The organism is Devosia litorisediminis, from assembly GCF_018334155.1.
GTDB classification, from domain to species: domain Bacteria; phylum Pseudomonadota; class Alphaproteobacteria; order Rhizobiales; family Devosiaceae; genus Devosia; species Devosia litorisediminis.
The window spans coordinates 1834809-1854385 of the sequence record NZ_JAGXTP010000001.1 but is presented as its reverse complement, the minus strand read 5'-3'; the positions used below and the strand labels follow the sequence as shown (position 1 = coordinate 1854385).

Genomic DNA, 19577 nt, shown 5'->3' with positions numbered 1-19577 from the left:
TCTGGCGGCATTCTGTGCGCAAGGCGTTTAAAGTCAGTGAAGCTAAGCGCTTAAGCTGGGGCGGTCAGTTCAGCGTAAAGCGCCTCGATATCCCCAGCCATGCGCGCCAGCGAGAAGCGCTCGGCAATATACGCGGCGCGTTGCACCGCTTCCTGCCTTGTCGCCTCAGGGGCGTCCAGCGCGGCCTGCATTGCGCCTTGCAGCGCCACGGCATCGTTGGCCGCAATCAGGCTTGATGACGTGGGGCCGTAGATTTCGGGAATGCCGCCAACCCGTGTCGCGATCACCGGTAATTGCGCCGCCGCCGCTTCCAGCACGATATAGGGCAGGGACTCGGCCAGCGATGGCACCACGGCAATCCGCCCGCGGGCAAAGCTGGGCCGGGCAGGCTGCGCCCCGATCAGGCTGACGCGTGCCTCAAGGCCAAGCTGGTTGATCTGGGCGACAAGCGCATCGCGGCTGCTGCCATCACCGGCCATCACCAGAGTTGCCGGTGACCCGTCGGCCCGCCTTACGCCCGCGAGCGCTTCGATCAGAACGTGAATGCCCTTGAGGTCGCGCAATTCGCCAACGAACACGAAGTCGGCGGCGTCGGCATTGGCTGGTACTGGCACGAATTCATCAGCGGCCAACCCGTTGTGGATCACCCGCGTAGGGCAGGTGGGCGCACCGATCAGCCCGCCATAGGTCGCCTGCGCATAGGCACTTTCAAACACGATTGCCCCGGTCTGGCCCATCAGCCAGCGCTCGAGCATGTGGAACACCCGGCCTGATGCCGAGGACTTGTCAAAGTGCAGTACGCCGCCATGCGGTGTATAGATGGCCACAGCCTTGCTCCCGCCCAGACGGGCCAGCCGGGCATAAAAGCCGCCTTTGGCGCCATGGCCGTGCAGCACGTTGATGTCGAGTGATTTGGCCAGTTTACGCACCGCCAGCGGCGTGATCAGATCGCCCCGACCCAGCACGCGCGGCATATCAAAGCGATGGATGCCCAGCGCCACATGCGGCGCCAGTTCAGTCAGCCGGCTTTCGGTCTGCGCGTCATTGGCCAGACTGTCGACCACCAGACCAACACTGTGCCCATGGCCACTCAGTTCTCGGGTGAGGTCGGCGACGTGGCGAAACAAGCCGCCCACTGGCGCCCGCATCACCTGCAGAATGCGCAGCTTTCCAGCAGTCATTGGCATGCCCGTCAGAACCAGCGTTCTGTAATCACGATGGTGTCGCCGGGATAGATCGGGAAATCTAGGCTGACCGTACCCTTGACCATCTCGCCGCCCTGGCGGCGATACACCACGGCATTGCTGCGATTGGCGGTGTCTGTGAAACCGCCCGCTGTGCTGATCGCGGCGCGCACTGTCATGCCATAGACATAGGGGAACTGACCGGCAGCGCCGATTTCGCCTTGAATAAAGAACGGTCGGTATTCGGCGACTTCCACGGCTACGTCCGGGTTGCGCATATAGCCATTGGCCAATGCCGAAGCGATGCTGGCTGCTGCCATTTTGGTGGTGGTGCCGCGCACCTGAACCGGGCCAACCAGCGGGAACGCCACCGCGCCACTGTCGTCGACCTTGTAGGAGCCGGTGAGTTCGGCGTCGCCATAGACCGTGACCCTGACCGTGTCGCCGGTGTCGAGGTCATACGGGCCTCGGGTTTCCACCAGATAGGTTGCCGGGCGCGTCGTTGCGCATGCCGCCAGCGGCAGCATCAGAACAATGGTGAGCAGGGGTAACCAACGCATAACAATCCCGCGCGTTTTGAGATGCCTGCAGTCTGGCTTGCCATGGTTAATAAAGCCCTTCGCTGCGCGTGCATTTCGCGAAGTGCGAGTTGTTTAACCAAATGCTTACCACGCGGTGACATTAAATCAGGACATAGAACGAGGAACTTCCATGACCTATGAGTCACCAGCCGTGCGCGACGCGCGGATCGACGTTGCCGCAGTGCTTGGTGCTGTTGTGCGGCGTCTGCCGCGCATCATTCTGGTCACTCTGGTTCTTCTGGCAGTCACCTTCGCTGTGCTGTTGTTCGTGCCGCGTCTTTATGAGTCCTCTGCATCCATTCTGGTTGAAGCGCGCAGCAACGTGTATTCGCTTGCGTCCAACGAGGTGGCGCCTGTTTCCTCCGGCACCGATGCCGGGGTGGTATCCAGTCAGATCGAACTGATCCAGTCGCGCGACACGCTGCTCAAGGTGATCGACGAATTGGATCTCCGCTCGGTGCCCGAGTTCAATGGTTCCACCAATAGCGGGCTGTCGCCCATCAGCATCATCACCCAGCTCCTGGGTCGCAAGGCGACCCCGGTGAGCATTGATGAGACGGTGCTGAAAAATCTCAACAAGGCCCTGACCGTTGTTCAGGAGCGCGATTCCCGTCTGATCTCGGTGCTGGTGCGTTCGACCGATCCACAGCGCGCTGCCGATATCGCCAACGCCGTCGCCAATGCCCATGTCGCCCGTCGTGCCCAGCTCTCCCTGTCGGATACGGCCGAGGCCACCAGCTGGCTGCGCGCCGAGATCGAGCGTCTGCGCGGGGTAGTCAAAGAGGCCGAAACGGCTGTCGCCAGTTTCAAGGTCGACAATGATCTCTTCACTGGCAGCAATAATACCAGCCTGCTCGATCAGCAGCTCTCGGCTGTCGCCACCCAGATCAATGCCGCCCAGGAGCGCAAGAACACCGCTCTGTCGCGTGCTCAGATGATCCGCGGCATGCTTGAGCGCGGCCAGTCCATTGAGGGCGTGACCGATGTCCGCGATTCCGTGGTTATCCAGCGCCTGAGCGAAGATAAGGCCACCCTGCAGGCCGAGAAGGCCCAGCGTTCGGCAACCCTGCTGTCCAGTCACCCCACCATTCGGGCGCTGACCGCACAGATCAACGAGCTCGACAATCAGATCGCTCTGGAAGGCCGGCGCGTCGCCAATGCACTCGAAGCCGAAGCCCAGATCGAAGCGGATCTGGAAACCTCCCTCAAGGCTGACTTGACGAGCGCCAAGGTCTCCGCATCCACCGCGACGCAGGATACTGTGACCCTTGATGGGCTGCAGCGCGAGGCCAAGGCGCAGCGCGATTTGCTCGAAGGCTACCTGCAGCGCTATAACGAGGCATTCTCGCGCACCGAGACCAGTTCGGCATTGCCTGATGTGCGCGTCGTCAGTCTTGCTGCGCCATCGGTATCGCCTGCTTCGCCAAAGACTGCCCTGATCCTGATGGCGGTTGGCATTGTCGCCCTTGCTACCCAGATCGGCCTGATCGTCTTCACCGAACTGATGTCGGGGCGTGCAATCATTGAGGGCAGTGCGCCGGTTCGGGCGCAGGATGAACTCGACGAAGTGCCGTTCTCCGAAGCCGAGCTTGAGCCCGATCAGCAATTTGAGGTCCCGGCTGGGGATCAGTTGGATGATGCGGTTACTGACGAAGCCGCCGAGCCCGTCTTCGACCAGGAGGTCGTGGCTCATGCCGATGCTGTTGAGACCGTTGGGCCATTGGCTGCAATGGAGCCGGTTGCCACTGATGAATTCGGCGAGACAGCAGATTTGGTCGAGCCCGTCTGGCAGCAGCCTGTCTGGGATGAACCGGCGGCCGTCAACAAGCCTGCTTCAAGCCATGAAGACCTGATCCGTGCGCTGGCCGCTGAAGACGTTGTCGAAGTCGCACCGGCCAAGCCTGTTGTTGACGCCATGCCAGCAACGGCAGCTACCATTGCGCCCCCAGCCGATGAGGCCATTCCGGGCTTGATCAGCATGAGTGAGCTGACCGGCGATCTGGTGCTGGGCCGCTCCCATCTGGTGCTGCTGGCCGCGCATCGCTCGCACGGTGAATGTGAAGCCGTGGCCGAAGAGATTGTTGCTGACGCCCTGGCGCGCGGCCTGAGCGTAGCCCTGGTCGATGCCGGCAGTACCCGCATCGGCGATGACGTGGGACTGACGGATTTGAGCATGGATGTCGCCAGCTTCGGTGAAGTCGTGCACAAGTCTGCCGACAACAGCTTCGCCGAAATCCCCTGGGGTACAGGCCGCTCAATCGCACGCAAATCCAGCAAGCCCGCAACGCTGATCGAGGCCTTGGGCGACATTTATGAGGTCGTGGTGCTGCTCACGGGACGGGTTGGCATGAACTCAACCCTGCCCATGTTTGCCGGGCTCAACGGTCGCGTGGTGCTGGTGGCAGATGCCAAGGACGACAGCACTGCCGTCGCCGATACGCGCACGCAACTGATCGAAGCAGGCTTCGACACCGTTGAAGTTGCACAGGGGGCGACCCGCGTCGCCGCCTGATCGGAGCCTCTGATGTCCGCCAAGTATGCGGTTATCCGCACCATGTTCGAGCTGATCTGGCTGTCCGGATTGCCAGGTCTGCTGCGCAGGCTGTCGCAGTCGCGGGGGGTGATCTTCACCCTGCATCGCGTCTTGCCCGATACCCCGGCAGATTTCTCGCCTAACGCCATACTGCAGGTCGAGCCTAGCTTTCTTGAATATGTCATTGAACGCCTGCGCGATCTCGATATCGACATTGTCAGCATGGATGAGGCGCTGGAGCGCCTCGCGGCACCCAAAAAGGGGCGGCCCTTCGTCGTTCTGACATTCGACGATGCCTATAAGGACAACCTGAAATACGCGCTGCCCATCCTGCGGCGCCAGGAAGCCCCGTTCACCCTCTATGTTCCGACTGCACTGGTCGATGGGGTGGGCGAGCTTTGGTGGCAGGCCATTGAGGACATCATCAGCCGCCAACAGGCGATTGCCATGACGGTGGATGGCGAGACCGACTATGTCGACACCCGCACCACCAGCCAGAAGCAGGCGGCCTTTGACACGCTCTACTGGCAGATGCGCAAGATGCCCGAAGACGAGCGCATCGCGCTGCTGCGCAAATTCGCCGCCGCCTATGGCTATGATCTGGATCAGCAGTGCCGTGACCTGATCATGGACTGGCCCGAACTGCGCCATTTTGCCGGCGAGTCGCTGTGCACCATCGGTGCCCATACCGTCCATCATTACGAACTGGCCAAACTGCCGCTTGATCAGGCGCGCAACGAAATCAACAAATCGGCAGAAATCCTGCACGCCCAGTTCGGCCAGCGGCCGGCGCACTTCTCCTACCCCTTGGGCGGGCCGCTCTCGGCGGGGGCACGCGAGTTCGCACTGGCGCGGGAATCGGGTTTCTCATCGGCCGTCACCACACGGCCCGGCGGGCTCTACAAGCGTCATGCCCAGGACCCGTTCGCGCTGCCGCGCGTATCGCTCAACGGCTATTTCCAGTCGCGTCGCTATGTCGATGTCTTTGCGACGGGCGCGATCTTCTCGCTGATGGGCAAGCTGACCGGCTGATCAGGCGTCGGGCTTGGACATCCAGCGGATAATTGCCATGGCCGGATAGAGCCAGCCCATGCCTGCGACAATAAAGTACGGCATCAGGATCCAGATCGGCAGATCGGGCGGAAACGCCAGATAGACCGAGGTAAAGATCGACAGCCAGGCGATGATCGACCCCAAGATGAGGAAGACACCGATCAACTTGCGGTTACGCTGCGTCATGTGCGGCATCGCGCCTATTGCGAGGGAACTGCTAGCGGCATACCACTCTGACCCGTTGACCGACACCGGGAAAATGCCGTGACCACCGTCCACAATGCCGCACGCAGTCAGACCAATTACGCCAGTGACCGGCTTCGCCCGGTACGCATCTGGCTTTACGCCATGGCGGCCATGGTGCTGCTCATGGTGGTCGTCGGCGGCATTACCCGGCTTACCGAGTCCGGTCTGTCCATTACCAGCTGGAAGCCGATCTCGGGCACCATCCCGCCGCTCAATGATGCGCAGTGGCAGGCCGAGTTCGATGCCTATAAGCAGATCCCGCAATACGAAGTGAACAATAGCTGGATGAGCCTGGATGACTTCAAGGTCATCTTCTTCTGGGAATTCGTCCATCGCCTGCTCGGGCGCCTGCTTGGCGTGGCCTTCCTCATTCCGTTCGTGGTGTTCCTGGCGCAGAAGCGCTTCACCCCGCAACTGGCCTGGCCACTGTTCGGCCTGTTCGTGCTGGGCGGATTTCAGGGCGCCCTGGGCTGGTGGATGGTTTCCTCGGGCCTCAGCGAGTTGACCTCGGTCTCGCAATACCGCCTCGCCGCGCATCTGACCGCCGCCTCCTTGCTCTTTATTGCCCTGATCTACGTGCCGCGCTCACTTGAGCCGGGGCGCGTCACCGGGCTGGCGCCACAGCGCAATATGGGCTGGGCCGTCGTGCTGCTCGGCCTGATCATCCTGCAGATCGGGGCAGGGGCGTTTGTCGCCGGCCTCGACGCTGGCATGGGCTACAATACCTGGCCGCTGATGGATGGTGCGCTTGTCCCGCAGGGGCTGGGCGCCATGCAGCCGGGCTGGAAGAACCTGTTCGAGAACGCGCTGACCGTGCAGTTCATTCACCGCACCATCGCCTATGTCATCGTCGCTTACGTCGCGGTCATGCTCTATCAGCAGCGCGACGCCGGTGGCTTTGCCGGGGTGCATGGCTGGCTGCCGCGTCTGGCCATTCTGGTGCTGCTGCAGGTCGTGCTGGGCATTGGTACGCTACTCATGGCGGTGCCGATTTCGCTGGCCGTTGGCCATCAGGCCCTGGCCTTCATGCTGGCCGGCGTCATCATCGCCTATATCGCCGACATGCGCCGCGCCCACCGAACCGCATCTTGAACCCTGCATTTGATGCGGTAATATAATACCGTTGCTGCAAGTCATTGATTTTGATGCATAAAATCAAGGCTATTGACGGGATGCGGAATCCCCCATACACGGACCACCGAACGTGCCGCTTTCTCCACCGGAGAGAGCCGGTCACCCCAGAGATTTAGGGAATTCAAGCATGAGCACTTACTCGGCAAAACCGAGCGAGATCGAAAAGAAGTGGATCCTGATCGACGCCGAAGGCCTCGTCGTGGGTCGCGTTGCTTCGATCATTGCCTCGCGTCTGCGCGGCAAGCACAAGCCAACCTTCACCCCGCACATGGACATGGGCGACAACATCGTTGTCATCAATGCCGACAAGGTGAAGCTGACCGGTCGCAAGCTCGACCAGCACAAGTTCTACTGGCACACCGGTTTTGCCGGCGGCATCAAGGAACGTTCCGCCCGCGATCTGCTCGAGGGTCGTTTCCCTGAGCGCGTGCTTGAGAACGCCGTGCGTCGCATGATGCCTGGTGGTCCGCTGACCCGCGCGCAGCTGAAGAATCTCCGCGTCTATGCTGGCGCCGAGCATCCCCACGAAGCGCAGAACCCAGCCAAGCTGGATGTCGCTGCGATGAACTCCAAGAATGTGCGGGTGAAGTAATATGGCTGAAACCATCAACTCCCTCGAAGACCTCGGCACCACCACTGTCGCTCCTGCTGTCAACACTGCACCCGTGCATGAACAGAAGCTCGACGCACAGGGCCGTGCCTACGCAACCGGCAAGCGCAAGAACGCTGTTGCACGCGTTTGGATCAAGCCAGGCAAGGGCACTGTCACGGTCAATGGCCGCGAATTTGCCAAGTACTTTGCCCGTCCAGTGTTGCAGCTGATCGTCAAGCAGCCAATCGTGGCGACCGAGCGCACCGACCAGTACGACGTTGTCGTTACTGTTGCCGGCGGCGGTCTGTCCGGCCAGGCTGGCGCTGTACGTCACGGCATCTCCAAGGCGCTCAACTACTTTGAGCCAGCCCTGCGCCCAGTCCTCAAGAAGGGCGGCTTCCTGACTCGCGACAGCCGCGTTGTGGAACGCAAGAAGTACGGCAAGGCCAAGGCCCGCAAGTCCTTCCAGTTCTCCAAGCGCTAAGCTTGCGATTATCGAATTTGCAGAAAGGGCCGGGAAACCGGCCCTTTTTTCGTGTCTGTGGCCGGCCATGCCGTCTCCGATCGCGTCGGAGCCGCATTATTCTGACGGGCGCACGCTGACATTGTTGATGCCTTTGCCTATCTGAGCGTGATGAACAGCCTCGTTACCCGTTTCCACCTGCTTCTGGCCGCTGTCACCCTCGCCATTACCGGCGTGGCCCTGTTCCGCGTGCCCGCCGATTTCCTGTTCGTCGCCCGCTGGTCAGGGGGTACACCTCTCTGGCAATGGCCGCGCGATTTCGCGCTGGCGGTCGGACCGGGCTTGTCGGTGCTGCTGCTGGTGGTGTTTTTCGTCATGGGCCGGCTGTTCACCAAAAACCAGTTCGCCAAATCCCAGCACATCCTTGATCCGGCGCTCTCTCTGGTGCTGGCCATCATCACCACGACCCAGCTGGGCCTGCTGCTCAACGGCTTTGGCTCTGATCTTGATCTGATCCGCTTTACCGGGTTGGGGCTGGGGCTGACCCTGCTGCTGCTCGGCGTGGTGCTCTACGAAGCCGAACGGCATACCTATGCAGGCATGCGTATGCCTTGGCCGATTGCCGGCGATCGCGCCTGGACCATCGTGCATCGCGCCGCAGGCGGCGCGGTGTTTCTGGCCGGGGCAGGGCTCCTGGTCCTGGCCTGGTTCGACGCCGGTATCGGTCCGATGGTAATGGGGTTTGCTGTAGCCGTATTTGGTCCGGCACTGATCGCCGGTACGGCGACCATGCTGGTGCGCCGCTAGCGGTTTAGCTGACGCGCTTGAGCACGGGCTTTTTGACCTTTTTGGGCTTCTTGGCCTTGACCGTACGCGGCACATAATTGGCCATCACGCGTTCAATCACCTTGATTGCCTTGTCGGTACCCTCTTCGGCTTGCAGCTTTTCGGCGACATCGGTGGCATTGCGCCGGTATTCCGGATTGGTGCTCAGATCGCCCAGTGCGCCAGCCAGAATTTCCGATGTCAGCTTGCGAAGACGGACCGGCTTGGGCCCGCAGCCCAGCTCATAGACGCGGCGGCCCCAATAGGGTTGGTCCACCAATTGCGGAACGACAAATGTCGGACGGCCCAGATGCAGGCCTGCCGACGTTGTGCCCGCGCCGCCATGATGCACCACGGCCGACACATATTTGAACAGCTTGTCGTGCGGCGCCTTTTCGATGGCAAAGATGGTGTCGGGCAGATCCTTGGGATTGATGCCGCCCCAGCCGCGGGCAACCACGGCGCGGCCGCCCCACATCGCCACGGCTTCCTTGAGGATCTTGGTATTGCGCTCGGCCCCGAATGGCATCGAGCCAAAGCCGATATAGACCGGCGCCTCACCCTCGGAGAGGAATTTCTGGAATTCTGCCGAAGGCTGCCAGTCGGAGCGGTCCTTGAGTTGCCAGTACCCGGTGACGATGGCGCTTTTGGGCCAGTCGCGTGGGCGGGGTGAAACCACGGGCGAATAGGGATACAGCGTTACCAGCGAGGTGCCATCGGTATTGCGGAAGAAGCCACCCTTCTTGCGCGAATCCAGTCCCATCAGCTCGCGCCGCAGCTTGTTGCGCGGCAGGTTGTAATAGATCTGCTGCACCGTCATGGCGGTATAGCTCAGGCGGTTGAAGGCCGGGCCGAAATCGCCGCCATAATACATGCACAGCGGAAATTCGCTGGTCGAGTTGAGCGGCTGCAGCGCCACCATGATCGCCGGAATGCGCAGCGCTTCGGCAATGTCGATGCCAAAGCTGGTGTTCATGTTCAGGATCAGCATGTCGGCGCCCTGACACATCTGCCAGGCGTGGCGCGCCGCAGTGTCCACGATCTGTTGGCCCTGCCGCAACAGGGAAGGGCCATTGATGAGCATGGACTGGCTCATCGCATTCTCGAAGCGCTGTTGCGTCATGAACGACTGGATCGATGGTCCCAACGTGTGGAACTCGATGCCATAGCCTTCGACCATGCCCTGAAATTCTTCGGACGCACCCAGAACGACGGAGTAGCCGCGCTCTTTTAGCTCAATGGCCAGAGCAAGATAGGGTTGAACGTCGCCCTGCGTGCCGATCGTGACAAGGGCAATGCGCTTCAAGTGTCTAACCTCACCGTGTGGCAGCCATGGAGCCCAAGGTTGGCGTCCGGCGCGCCATTTACAAGTCCTCGACGAGGAATTATGAACGGCTCTATTGATAGCTCATTTCAATACAAAAATCGCATTCGAAGGGCAAGGGACATGCAGTCTCTGTACACTGTTGCAATGGTTGGAGCCTCGCTCGCCGGCAGTGCAGTGGCTGCGGCCGCCTTCATGGCGGCCGGCGCAAACGCCCGCTAGCTCTTCCCAAATGGCCCTGGCTGGGCCGGGAAGAGCCGAACACCACAAACGCCCCAGCGGGCATTTAACCCGATTACAACCATAATTCCGCGATAATCAGCCCCATAATGGGGTTTGGCGCTGTCGAGCGCGTCGCGGCCCACGACAGGTCCCCATGCGGACCCCAGAGGAAATCATGAGCGAAGAATTCCATCGCATCCGCCGTTTGCCCCCTTACGTGTTCGAGCATATCAACCCAATCAAGGCCAAGGCGCGCGCCGAAGGCGTCGACATTATCGACCTCGGCATGGGCAATCCCGACCTGCCCACACCCGATCATATCGTCAAGAAGCTGCAGGAAACCGTTCTCGATTCGCGGACCCATCGCTATTCGAGCTCCAAGGGCATCCCCGGCCTGCGCAAGGCCCAGGCCAGCTATTACGGCCGTCGTTTTGGCGTGAAGCTCAATCCGGATACCCAGGTGGTGGCCACGCTGGGTTCCAAGGAAGGCTTCGCCAACATGGCCCAGGCCATCACCGCCCCCGGCGATGTGGTGCTGGTCCCCAATCCAACCTATCCCATCCATTCCTTCGGCTTCATCATGAGCGGCGGCGTCGTGCGCTCCATGCCCGCTGATCCCAATGAAGACTTCATGCGCTCGCTGGACCGGGCCGTTCGGCACTCCATTCCCAAGCCGATCGCGCTGGTGCTGAACTACCCGGCCAACCCCACGGCCTATACCGCCACGCTCGATTTCTACGCCGAAGTGGTCAAGTACTGCCGCGACAATGAGATATTCATCCTCTCGGATCTGGCCTATTCCGAGATCTATTTTGATGATGTGCCGCCGCCATCGGTGCTGCAGGTGCCCGGCGCAATGGATATCGCCGTCGAGTTCACCTCCATGTCCAAGACCTATTCCATGCCCGGCTGGCGCGTGGGCTTCGCTGTAGGCAACGAACGGCTGATCGCGGCTCTGGCGCGCGTCAAATCCTATCTCGACTATGGTGCTTTTACCCCGGTTCAGGTGGCTGCAACCGCGGCCCTGAACGGCTCCGATGATGTGGTCGACGAGATCCGCAAGATCTACAAATTCCGCCGTGACGTCATGGTCGAGAGCTTTGCCCGCTCTGGCTGGAACATTCCGGTGCCCAAGGCCACCATGTTTGCCTGGGCGCCGATCCCACCACAGTTTGCCCATCTCGGCTCGCTCGAATTTGCTAAGCTGCTGATCAAGGAGACCGGTGTCGGTGTTGCTCCCGGTGTCGGCTTTGGTGAGTATGGCGATCAGTACATACGCCTCGCCTTTGTCGAGAACGAACAGCGCATCCGCCAGGCGGCCCGCAACGTCAAAAAGCTGCTGGGCTCAAAATCGGGTTCTGGCAACGTGGTACCGCTGGTCGGCTGATCACGGCAATTCTGCACTGAAAATCGGGCCATACCGTCACTGCAAGGGCGGTATGGCCCGCATCATATGGGGTTCTGGGCAAACTCCTATTGACGGCTAGGCATATTCCTATGCAGATGTCGCCACCATGAGTGATATCCAGTCTTTCCGCCAAGCCGTCGAAACTTTCATCTCCGCACGCGGCTGGACGCCGACCCGCTTCGGCCGCACCGTTGCCGGCGATCCGCTGTTCGTGTTCGATCTGCGCGAGGGCCGTGAGCCCCGTTCGGAAACCCGCACCCGCATTCTCAAGGCGATGCAGGAGTTCGGTGATGGCGAAGCACTGCCACCGCTGCGCGTTGGCGTGGCCGGGCTGGGCAATGTTGGCGCGACACTGGTCAGCATTCTGCAAAAGGATGGCGCCGAGCTCACCAAGAAGCTTGGCCGACAGTTGGTGGTCACCGCTGTTGCCGCCCGCTCGCGTTCGCGCGATCGCGGCATCGACATTACCGGCCTCGACTGGTTCGATGATCCGGTGGCGCTGGCCAAATCGGATGGCATTGACCTGTTTGTCGAACTGATCGGCGGCGAAGACGGTCCCGCACTGGCTTCGGTCAAGGCGGCGCTTGAAATCGGGCGCCCCGTGGTCACTGCCAATAAGGCATTGCTGGCCAAGCACGGTACCGAACTGGCCAAGCTGGCCGAGGAAACCGGCGCACAGCTGGGTTTTGAGGCTGCGGTCGCCGGCGGCATACCAGTCATCAAGACGCTGCGCGAAGGTCTGGGCTCTGCCCGCATCGCCAAGGTGTTCGGCATCATGAACGGCACCTGCAACTACATTCTGACGCGCATGGGCAATGAGGACATCTCCTTTGCCGATTGCCTCAAGGATGCGCAGGCGCTCGGCTATGCCGAAGCCGACCCGACCTTTGACGTGGAAGGCTATGACACCGCCCACAAGCTCGCCATTCTCGCCACGCTCTGCTTTGGCTATGAACTGGCCCCCGACAAGATCCGGGTTGAAGGCATTACCGGCATCACCCAGCACGACATTCAGGTCGCCGCCGACCTCGGCTACAAGATCAAGCTGCTGGGCATTGCCCAGCGCACCGACGACGGCATCGAGCAGCGCGTTCACCCCACCTTCGTACCCCGAGGCAGCGCCATTGCTGGCGTCGACGGCGTGATGAACGCAGTTGCCCTCGAAACCGATCACGTCCACGAATTGCTGCTTGCTGGCCCCGGCGCCGGTGGCCCGCCCACGGCATCCTCGGTGCTCTCCGACATTCTCGACATAGCCCGCGGCACCCGCGTGCCGCCGCTCGGCGTGCCGAGCGATGAACTGCTGCCCTATCGCGAGGCGGCCATGCGTGCCCATGATGGCGGCTACTACATCCGCCTCAGTGCCAAGGACGTGCCCGGCGCCCTGGCAGGTATCGCCACCCGCATGGGCGAGCGCGGCATTTCCATCGATAGCGTCATCCAGCGGTCTGATTTGAGTGCCAAAGCTGTAGCGCCGGATGGCTCGCCAACGCGTACCGTGGTGATGATAACTCAACAGACTTTAGAATCGGCGGTGCGTGAATCGCTTGCGCAGATCGCCTCTGACGGGTTTATCGTGGGTGAACCGCAATTGATCCGGATCGAACAACTCTGAGCCCCGCCGGGGCAATCAGGCCCCGGGAGGACATATGAAGCTCAGTAAGGTCGAGGGGACCAAGACCCCCGCCAATCTGCACCGCAGCCTGACCCTGGAACTGGTGCGCGTCACCGAACGCGCTGCCATCGCTGCTGCCGAATGGCGCGGCAAGGGCGACGAAAAAGCTGCCGATGATGCCGCTGTGCAGGCCATGAAGGCCGAACTCGACACCGTCGCCATCTCTGGCCGCATCGTCATAGGCGAGGGCGAGCAGCACGAATGCGACGATCTTTACATCGGCCAGGCCGTGGGTCTGGGCAGCGGTCCTGAAGTCGATATCGCCGTTGATCCGCTCGAAGGCGTGACGCTGTGCGCCAAGAATCAGCCCGATTCCATCGTTGTGCTCGCCATGGCTGAACGAGGCGGCCTGCTCAACGTCGCCCGCAACGTCTATATGCACAAGATCGCCATTGGCGCCGAATACCCCAGGGGCACCGTCAATATCGACTGGACGGCCACCGAGAACGTCAACGCGCTGGCCAAGGCCAAGGGCGTCCCGCTCAGCGAGATCACGGCCATCGTGCTCGATCGTCCGCGCCACGCGGCGCTGATCGAGGAACTGCGCGGTACCGGCGTCGCCGTCAAGCTGATCAGCGATGGCGACATTGCGGGCGTAATACATGCGGTCAGCACCGAGGATACCGGCATCGATATCTATCTCGGCTCCGGCGGCGCGCCTGAAGGCGTTCTGGCGGCTGCAGCACTGCGCTGTATAGGTGGCCAGATGCAGGGCAAGCTGATCCTGGACACCCCCGAAAAGCGCGCGCGGGCCGTCGAAATGGGCATTACCGACGCCAACCGTATCTATGACGTTACCGAACTGGCCGCTGGCGATGTGCTGGTGGCCGCGACCGGCGTCACCGATGGCACCTTGCTCGACGGCATCCGGCTGCGCCGCCATTCGGTGGAGACCAGCACGGTCGTCATGCGCTCCTGGAGTCAGACCGTGCGCTGGATCAAGGCGCGCCACGCCCGCTGAACACGCCATGCCTCTCCCCGCCCGGGAGAGGCCAAGCTTGCCCTTTCAACTCGCTCTCAAATCGCCTACCTCTGAGCCATGCTCGATGCGCCGCGCCCATTCCTCGACGTCTCCCGCTCGGTTACCGGCCGCGCCTGGATGGACCGACTGGATTCGGCCAGCACCCGCATTGCCACCGCCATCGCTCAGCGCACCGGCGTTTCTGAAATTCTCGCCCGGGTGATGGCCGCCCGTGGTGTGGCACTCGACGATGCTGAAAAGCACCTTGACCCCACCATACGCGGGCTGATGCCCGATCCATCGACGCTGACCGCCATGGATGCGCTGGCCGACCGGCTGGCCAAGGCGGTCGCCGACAATGAATCCGTCGCCCTGTTTGGCGACTATGATGTCGACGGCGCCTGCTCTTGCGCGCTGATGGCACGCTATCTGCGCCATTTCGGCATTGAACCGCAGGTCCACATCCCCGACCGCATCTTTGAAGGCTATGGCCCCAATATCGCGGCCATGGACAAGCTGATCGATGCCGGCGCCACCCTGATCATCACGCTCGACTGCGGCACCACCAGCGACAAGCCCATCGCCCATGCCCGTGAGCGTGGCGCCGATGTGCTGGTGATTGACCATCATCTGGCCGATCACGAGCTGCCCAACGCCACAGCCCTGGTCAATCCCAACCGGCCCGACGATATCTCCGGGCTCGGCTATCTCTGCGCTGCCGGCGTCACCTTCATGGTGTTGGTGGCGGTCAATCGCGTGCTGCGTCTGCGCGGCGATACCGGCCTGCCCGATCTGCTCAAGCTGCTCGACATCGTGGCGCTGGGCACGGTGTGCGATGTGGTGCCGCTGGTTGGCCTGAACCGTGCCTTTGTGGTGCGCGGCCTCGAAGTGGCCCGCCGCGGCGACAATCAGGGCATCGCTGCCCTGGCGCTGGCCTCGCGCATTTCGGGCCCGCTCAATCCCTATCATCTGGGCTTTATGATCGGTCCGCGCATCAATGCCGGCGGCCGCATCGGCAATGCCGCTCTGGGCACCGAATTGCTCACTGTTGATGATGAGCACCACGCGCTCTCCATTGCCGCCCGCCTTGATGAACTCAACGCCGAACGCCAGCGCATCGAGGTCGAAGCCGTCGAGGAAGCCGTCGCCGTCGCCGAAATGGAAATCGGCAGCGGGGAGGGCCCGCCGGTGCTGGTGCTGGCCTCGGCCAACTGGCATCCCGGCGTGGTCGGCCTGATCGCCTCGCGGCTCAAGGATCGTTTCGAACGACCCACCTTCGCCATCGCCCTACATGCCGATGGCACCGGGACCGGCTCGGGCCGCTCCATGCCCGGCGTTGACCTGGGCAGCGCCGTCATCGAGGCGGTCGATACCGGGCTGATCGTCAAGGGCGGCGGCCACGCCATGGCGGCGGGCATCACCATCAAGCCCGGCCAGTTGGGCCCGTTCCGCGCCTTTCTGGCCAGCACGCTCTCTGTTGACGTCGCCGCCGCCCGCGCCGCCACCGCGCTCAGGATCGACGCGGCGCTCACCGCGCGCGGCGCCAGCATTGATCTGGTCAAGGATCTCGAACGCGCCGGGCCCTATGGCTCAGGCAATCCAGGCCCGATCTTTGCCTTTCCCGCCCATCGCGCAAAATTCGCCCAGGTCGTGGGCAAGGGCGGCCATGTCAGCTTCACCCTGACCTCTGAAGATGGCGCGCGGCTCAAGGCCATTGCTTTCCGCGCCGCCAGCACTGCCATTGGGGATGCGTTGCTGCGCGGCAACGACGCGGCCATGCACTTTGCCGGCAGCCTGAGCATTGATCACTACCAGGGGCGCGAACAGGTCCAGTTTCGCCTGACCGATCTGGCTAAGCCCAAGGGTTGATTGAAATTTTTTCCTGATCCAATCCGTTACTGCCTGCGTAAGATATCCCACAGGCCCCGACGGAGACACGCCCGACTATGACCGCCACCAATATCGCCGTTATCGGCTCGGGAATCTCAGGACTTTCAGCGGCTTGGCTGCTTTCCCAGACTCAAAACGTTACCGTGTTCGAGCGCAATGCGCGCTTGGGCGGACACGCCAACACCGTTGCTGCACGCACCCCCGAGGGTGAGGTTGCCGTCGATACCGGCTTCATTGTCTACAACGAACAGAACTACCCCAATCTGACCGCCTTCTTTGATCACCTCGATGTGCCCACAGCGGCCTCATGGATGAGCTTTGCTGTCTCGATTGGCGAAGGTGCCCGCGAGTATTCCGGCGAATATCTCAATGGTCTGTTTGGCCAGCGCCGCAACATCATCCGCCCCCAGCATTGGCGGCTGGTCAGCGATATCATGCGCTTCTTCCGCAAGGCCGAGCAGCAGATCGCAACCTGTCAGGACGATCTGTCGATTGGCGAGTTTCTCGACCGGTTCGGCTATTCGCGCATCTTCATCCAGGATCACATCCTGCCCATCTCGGCGGCTATCTGGTCCACGCCATCGCGCGGCATGCTCGATTTCCCCGCCAAGACCTTCATCGAATTCTTCGCCAACCACTCGCTGCTGCAGGTCAATAATCGCCCGACCTGGCGCACCGTGCAGGGCGGCAGCCAGCAATATGTTCAGCGCATCGCCGCCCAGAACGCGTTTGGTACGGTGCTCAATGCCGACATTCGCTCGGTCGTCCGCCATGCCGATGGCATAAAACTGATTTTTGCCGATGGCAGCCGTCGCCCCTTTGATCAAGTGGTGTTTGCCTGTCACGCCGATGAGGCGCTGGCGCTGCTGGCCGATACCAGCGAGGCTGAGCGCAACGTGCTGGGCGCCTTCCGCTTTACCGACAACCATGCCGTGCTGCACACCGACAAGAGCTTCATGCCGCGCCGCAAGCATTTGTGGTCGTCCTGGAACTATCTGCGGGGCGGGCAGGGCGAGGATGGCCTCAGCCTGACCTATTGGATGAACAGCCTGCAGCCACTGCCCACCAAGACGGACCTGTTTGTCACGCTCAATCCCCACCGCGACTTTGCCCCCGGCACGGTGCAGTACGAGGCCGATTACCAGCATCCCCTGTTCGACGCGCGCGCCATCGCCGCGCAAAAGGATCTCTGGCAGGTGCAGGGCACCCAGCGCAGCTGGTTTGCCGGCGCCTGGATGGGCTATGGTTTCCACGAAGACGGCCTGCAGGCCGGGCTCGAAGTGGCCGAACGGATCGGCCCCATGCAGCGGCCCTGGCAGGTTGCCCAGCAGCGTGATCGCATCGCGCATAACTGGGTAGAGGGAGACCAGAGCCTGTGGGCAGCGCAATAGACCCCAGCGACGAACCGCACCGCCTCGGCGCCATCTATGTCGGCGACGTGGTGCACAAGCGTGCGCGCCCCAAGCGCCACGCGCTGCGCTATCGCGTTTTCTCCATGCTTGTCGATCTTGATAGACTTGAAGCGCTGGATGAGAAACTACGCTTCTTCTCATTGAATCGATTCAACCTTGTCTCGCTGGTTACTGGCGATTTCGGGCCGCGTGACGGCTCCTCCATTGCCGCCTTCATCCGCCGCAAGGCGGAGGCGGCGGGCGCCGGACCGATTGCCCGCATCCGCATGCTCGCCTATCCGCGCCTGCTCGGTTTCGCCTTCAATCCCATAACCGTCTATTATTGTGATGACGCAGATGGGGTCACGAAATTCCTCGCCTATGAGGTCAGCAACACCTTTGGCGAGCATCACTTCTATTCGGCCGCGGTGAGCGGTGAGGCGCCCGAAATCCACCACGAGGCCAAAAAGGCTTTTTTCGTTTCGCCCTTCAATACGCTTGAAGGCAGTTATCGTTTTTCAGTCCGCCCGCCAGATCAGGAAGTCTTTCTGGGGATCGCCCTGTCGACCCAGGAAGGGGGTATTTTGACCGCTTATTTCGCCGGCGAACGCCGCCCGCTGACCGACGCCACCTTGTTGAAACTGCTGTTTGCATATCCATTTATGACAGCTAAGGTGGTCGTGGGCATACACTGGGAAGCCCTGCTTCTATGGCTTAAAGGCATGCCTTTGACGCTAAAATTGCGGCGTCATCTCAAGCGCGGACACCAAGCTTAGTAGACAAGTTGGATCTCTGGGGCCAATGACCAAAACAGCAATAGACAATAGCAATACTGGCGCAACGCCGTGGACGCGGCTGGTTTCCTGGATGGTGGACCGCATTGGTGTCTCCCTGATCGGCAAACCGACCTACGGTGCCGTCACGGTGATTTTTCCCAATGGCCGCACCCGCACAATCGGCGATCCGGCAACGGGCGGCCACTCCGTTATGCGGATGAACAATTTCCGCGTGCTCAGCGAAGCCATGCAGCGCGGCACGGTCGGTTTTGCCTCGGCCTACATGAATGGCGATATCGAGGTCGATGACCTCACTGCGCTGTTCCGCTTCTTCCTGCAGAACCGCGATATGTTCGAGCAGGCCAATCCGGGCTTCTTCCGCAAGGCTGCCGGTGATCTGCATTATCACCTGTCGCGCCGCAACACGCTTGAGGGCTCCAAGAAGAACATCGCCGAGCACTACGATCTGGGCAATGATTTCTACGGCCAGTGGCTCGACCCCTCCATGACCTACTCCTCGGCCGTGTTCACTTCTGGTGATCAGAGCCTGGAGGAAGCCCAGCGCGAGAAATATCGCCGCGTCGCAGATATGGCGGGGGTTACCGAAGGCTCCTCCGTGCTGGAAATCGGCTGCGGCTGGGGCGGCTTCGCCGAAACCGTTGCCAAGGATTACAAGGCCAATCTGCGCGGCATCACGCTGTCGGCCGAGCAGCTCAAATATGGCAAGGAACGCCTGGCCAAGCAGGGGCTGGACGAATTCGCGACCCTGGTCTTTGAGGATTATCGCCATACCGAAGGCCAGTTTGATCATATCGGCTCGATCGAGATGATTGAGGCCGTTGGTGAAGACAATTGGGACAGCTATTTCCAGACAGTCCATGATCGTCTCAAGCCAGGTGGCACCGCCGCCATTCAGGCGATCACCATCAATGAAGCCGATTTTGAAGGCTACAAGAGCGGGCCCGACTTCATTCAGCGCTACATCTTCCCCGGCGGCATGCTGCTGACCAAGACGGTGATGCGCGAATTCGGCGAGAAATACGATCTCGTGCTGGAAAACGTCGACACTTTCCGGCTCTCCTATGCCAAGACACTGCGGCTTTGGCGCGAGCGTTTCCTCGAGCGCTGGCCGATGATTGCTCCGCTTGGCTATGACGAAGAGTTCAAGCGCAAATGGGTCTACTATCTCAGCTATTGCGAGGCTGGCTTTGCCGAGGGCTCTATCGACGTCGGCATCTATCAGTACCGCCGCCCAGAATAGGTAGCACACCACTGGATATAAAAAGGCCCGCACGAATGCGGGCCTTTTTGTTGCGCCA

The 19577-nt window shown here is 61.4% G+C and carries 17 protein-coding genes; 13 read left to right on the top strand and 4 right to left on the bottom strand.

Annotation, left to right across the window (positions count from 1 at the left end; translation table 11 throughout):
- Window positions 1–50: 50 nt before the first annotated feature.
- Window positions 51–1181 carry a glycosyltransferase family 4 protein gene (locus KD146_RS08875; protein ID WP_212658321.1) on the bottom strand — a complete coding sequence of 377 codons (1131 nt, stop codon included), beginning with the start codon at window positions 1179–1181 and terminating at the stop codon, window positions 51–53.
- An 11-nt stretch (window positions 1182–1192) separates the two neighbouring features.
- Entirely contained in the window at window positions 1193–1744 is a 552-nt protein-coding gene (locus KD146_RS08870; RefSeq protein WP_212658320.1) for a polysaccharide biosynthesis/export family protein, read from the bottom strand.
- A 151-nt stretch (window positions 1745–1895) separates the two neighbouring features.
- On the opposite strand from KD146_RS08870, the gene KD146_RS08865 reads away from it, so the two are divergent.
- Entirely contained in the window at window positions 1896–4277 is a 2382-nt protein-coding gene (locus tag KD146_RS08865) for a GumC family protein (protein ID WP_212658319.1), read from the top strand.
- 12 nt (window positions 4278–4289) lie between these two features.
- Window positions 4290–5330, top strand: coding sequence for a polysaccharide deacetylase family protein (locus KD146_RS08860; RefSeq protein ID WP_212658318.1), 1041 nt, complete (start codon window positions 4290–4292; stop codon window positions 5328–5330).
- On the opposite strand, the gene KD146_RS08855 is transcribed toward KD146_RS08860, so the two are convergent.
- Window positions 5331–5537 (bottom strand): DUF2842 domain-containing protein, encoded by a 207-nt coding sequence (locus KD146_RS08855; RefSeq protein ID WP_212658317.1) that lies wholly within the window; start codon window positions 5535–5537, stop codon window positions 5331–5333. It abuts the gene before it with no gap.
- 78 nt (window positions 5538–5615) lie between these two features.
- Here KD146_RS08855 and KD146_RS08850 point away from each other — a divergent pair, with 78 nt between their 5' ends.
- The 4 genes from KD146_RS08850 (at window position 5616) to KD146_RS08835 (ending at window position 8593) form a co-directional block, all read left to right on the top strand.
- Window positions 5616–6689, top strand: coding sequence for a COX15/CtaA family protein (locus KD146_RS08850; RefSeq protein ID WP_345790771.1), 1074 nt, complete (start codon window positions 5616–5618; stop codon window positions 6687–6689).
- 169 nt (window positions 6690–6858) lie between these two features.
- Window positions 6859–7323: a 50S ribosomal protein L13 gene (gene rplM / locus KD146_RS08845; RefSeq protein ID WP_212658316.1), complete on the top strand. Its 465-nt coding sequence runs from the start codon at window positions 6859–6861 to the stop codon at window positions 7321–7323.
- A 1-nt stretch (window position 7324) separates the two neighbouring features.
- Window positions 7325–7807 carry a 30S ribosomal protein S9 gene (gene rpsI, locus KD146_RS08840; protein ID WP_212658315.1) on the top strand — a complete coding sequence of 161 codons (483 nt, stop codon included), beginning with the start codon at window positions 7325–7327 and terminating at the stop codon, window positions 7805–7807.
- A gap of 150 nt (window positions 7808–7957) precedes the next feature.
- On the top strand, window positions 7958–8593 hold the full coding sequence (locus tag KD146_RS08835; protein ID WP_212658314.1) for a hypothetical protein: 636 nt from the start codon (window positions 7958–7960) through the stop codon (window positions 8591–8593).
- Window positions 8594–8597: 4 nt separating this feature from the next.
- On the opposite strand, the gene KD146_RS08830 is transcribed toward KD146_RS08835, so the two are convergent.
- The gene (locus KD146_RS08830) at window positions 8598–9917 is read right to left on the bottom strand and encodes a glycosyltransferase (RefSeq protein WP_212658313.1); all 1320 of its coding nucleotides are present in this window, start codon (window positions 9915–9917) and stop codon (window positions 8598–8600) included.
- Window positions 9918–10332: 415 nt separating this feature from the next.
- Between KD146_RS08830 and KD146_RS08825 the strand changes: the two genes are divergently transcribed.
- The 7 genes from KD146_RS08825 to KD146_RS08795 all read left to right on the top strand — a co-directional run bounded on the left by KD146_RS08825 (window position 10333) and on the right by KD146_RS08795 (window position 19519).
- The gene (locus KD146_RS08825; RefSeq protein WP_212658312.1) at window positions 10333–11544 is read left to right on the top strand and encodes an LL-diaminopimelate aminotransferase; all 1212 of its coding nucleotides are present in this window, start codon (window positions 10333–10335) and stop codon (window positions 11542–11544) included.
- A 295-nt stretch (window positions 11545–11839) separates the two neighbouring features.
- Window positions 11840–13180, top strand: coding sequence for a homoserine dehydrogenase (locus KD146_RS08820; protein ID WP_249327803.1), 1341 nt, complete (start codon window positions 11840–11842; stop codon window positions 13178–13180).
- Between the two features lie 34 nt (window positions 13181–13214).
- The gene (gene glpX, locus KD146_RS08815; RefSeq protein WP_212658310.1) at window positions 13215–14201 is read left to right on the top strand and encodes a class II fructose-bisphosphatase; all 987 of its coding nucleotides are present in this window, start codon (window positions 13215–13217) and stop codon (window positions 14199–14201) included.
- A 78-nt stretch (window positions 14202–14279) separates the two neighbouring features.
- Window positions 14280–16070 (top strand): single-stranded-DNA-specific exonuclease RecJ, encoded by a 1791-nt coding sequence (recJ, locus tag KD146_RS08810; RefSeq protein WP_212658309.1) that lies wholly within the window; start codon window positions 14280–14282, stop codon window positions 16068–16070.
- Between the two features lie 77 nt (window positions 16071–16147).
- A complete protein-coding gene (locus KD146_RS08805) occupies window positions 16148–17482 on the top strand; it encodes an NAD(P)/FAD-dependent oxidoreductase (protein WP_212658308.1) in 1335 nt (444 codons plus the stop codon).
- Window positions 17467–18258: a DUF1365 domain-containing protein gene (locus KD146_RS08800; protein WP_212658307.1), complete on the top strand. Its 792-nt coding sequence runs from the start codon at window positions 17467–17469 to the stop codon at window positions 18256–18258. Before KD146_RS08805 ends, KD146_RS08800 begins: the two co-directional genes overlap by 16 nt.
- A gap of 25 nt (window positions 18259–18283) precedes the next feature.
- Complete coding sequence (locus KD146_RS08795; RefSeq protein WP_249327625.1) at window positions 18284–19519, top strand: SAM-dependent methyltransferase; 1236 nt, start codon at window positions 18284–18286, stop codon at window positions 19517–19519.
- Window positions 19520–19577: the final 58 nt, after the last annotated feature.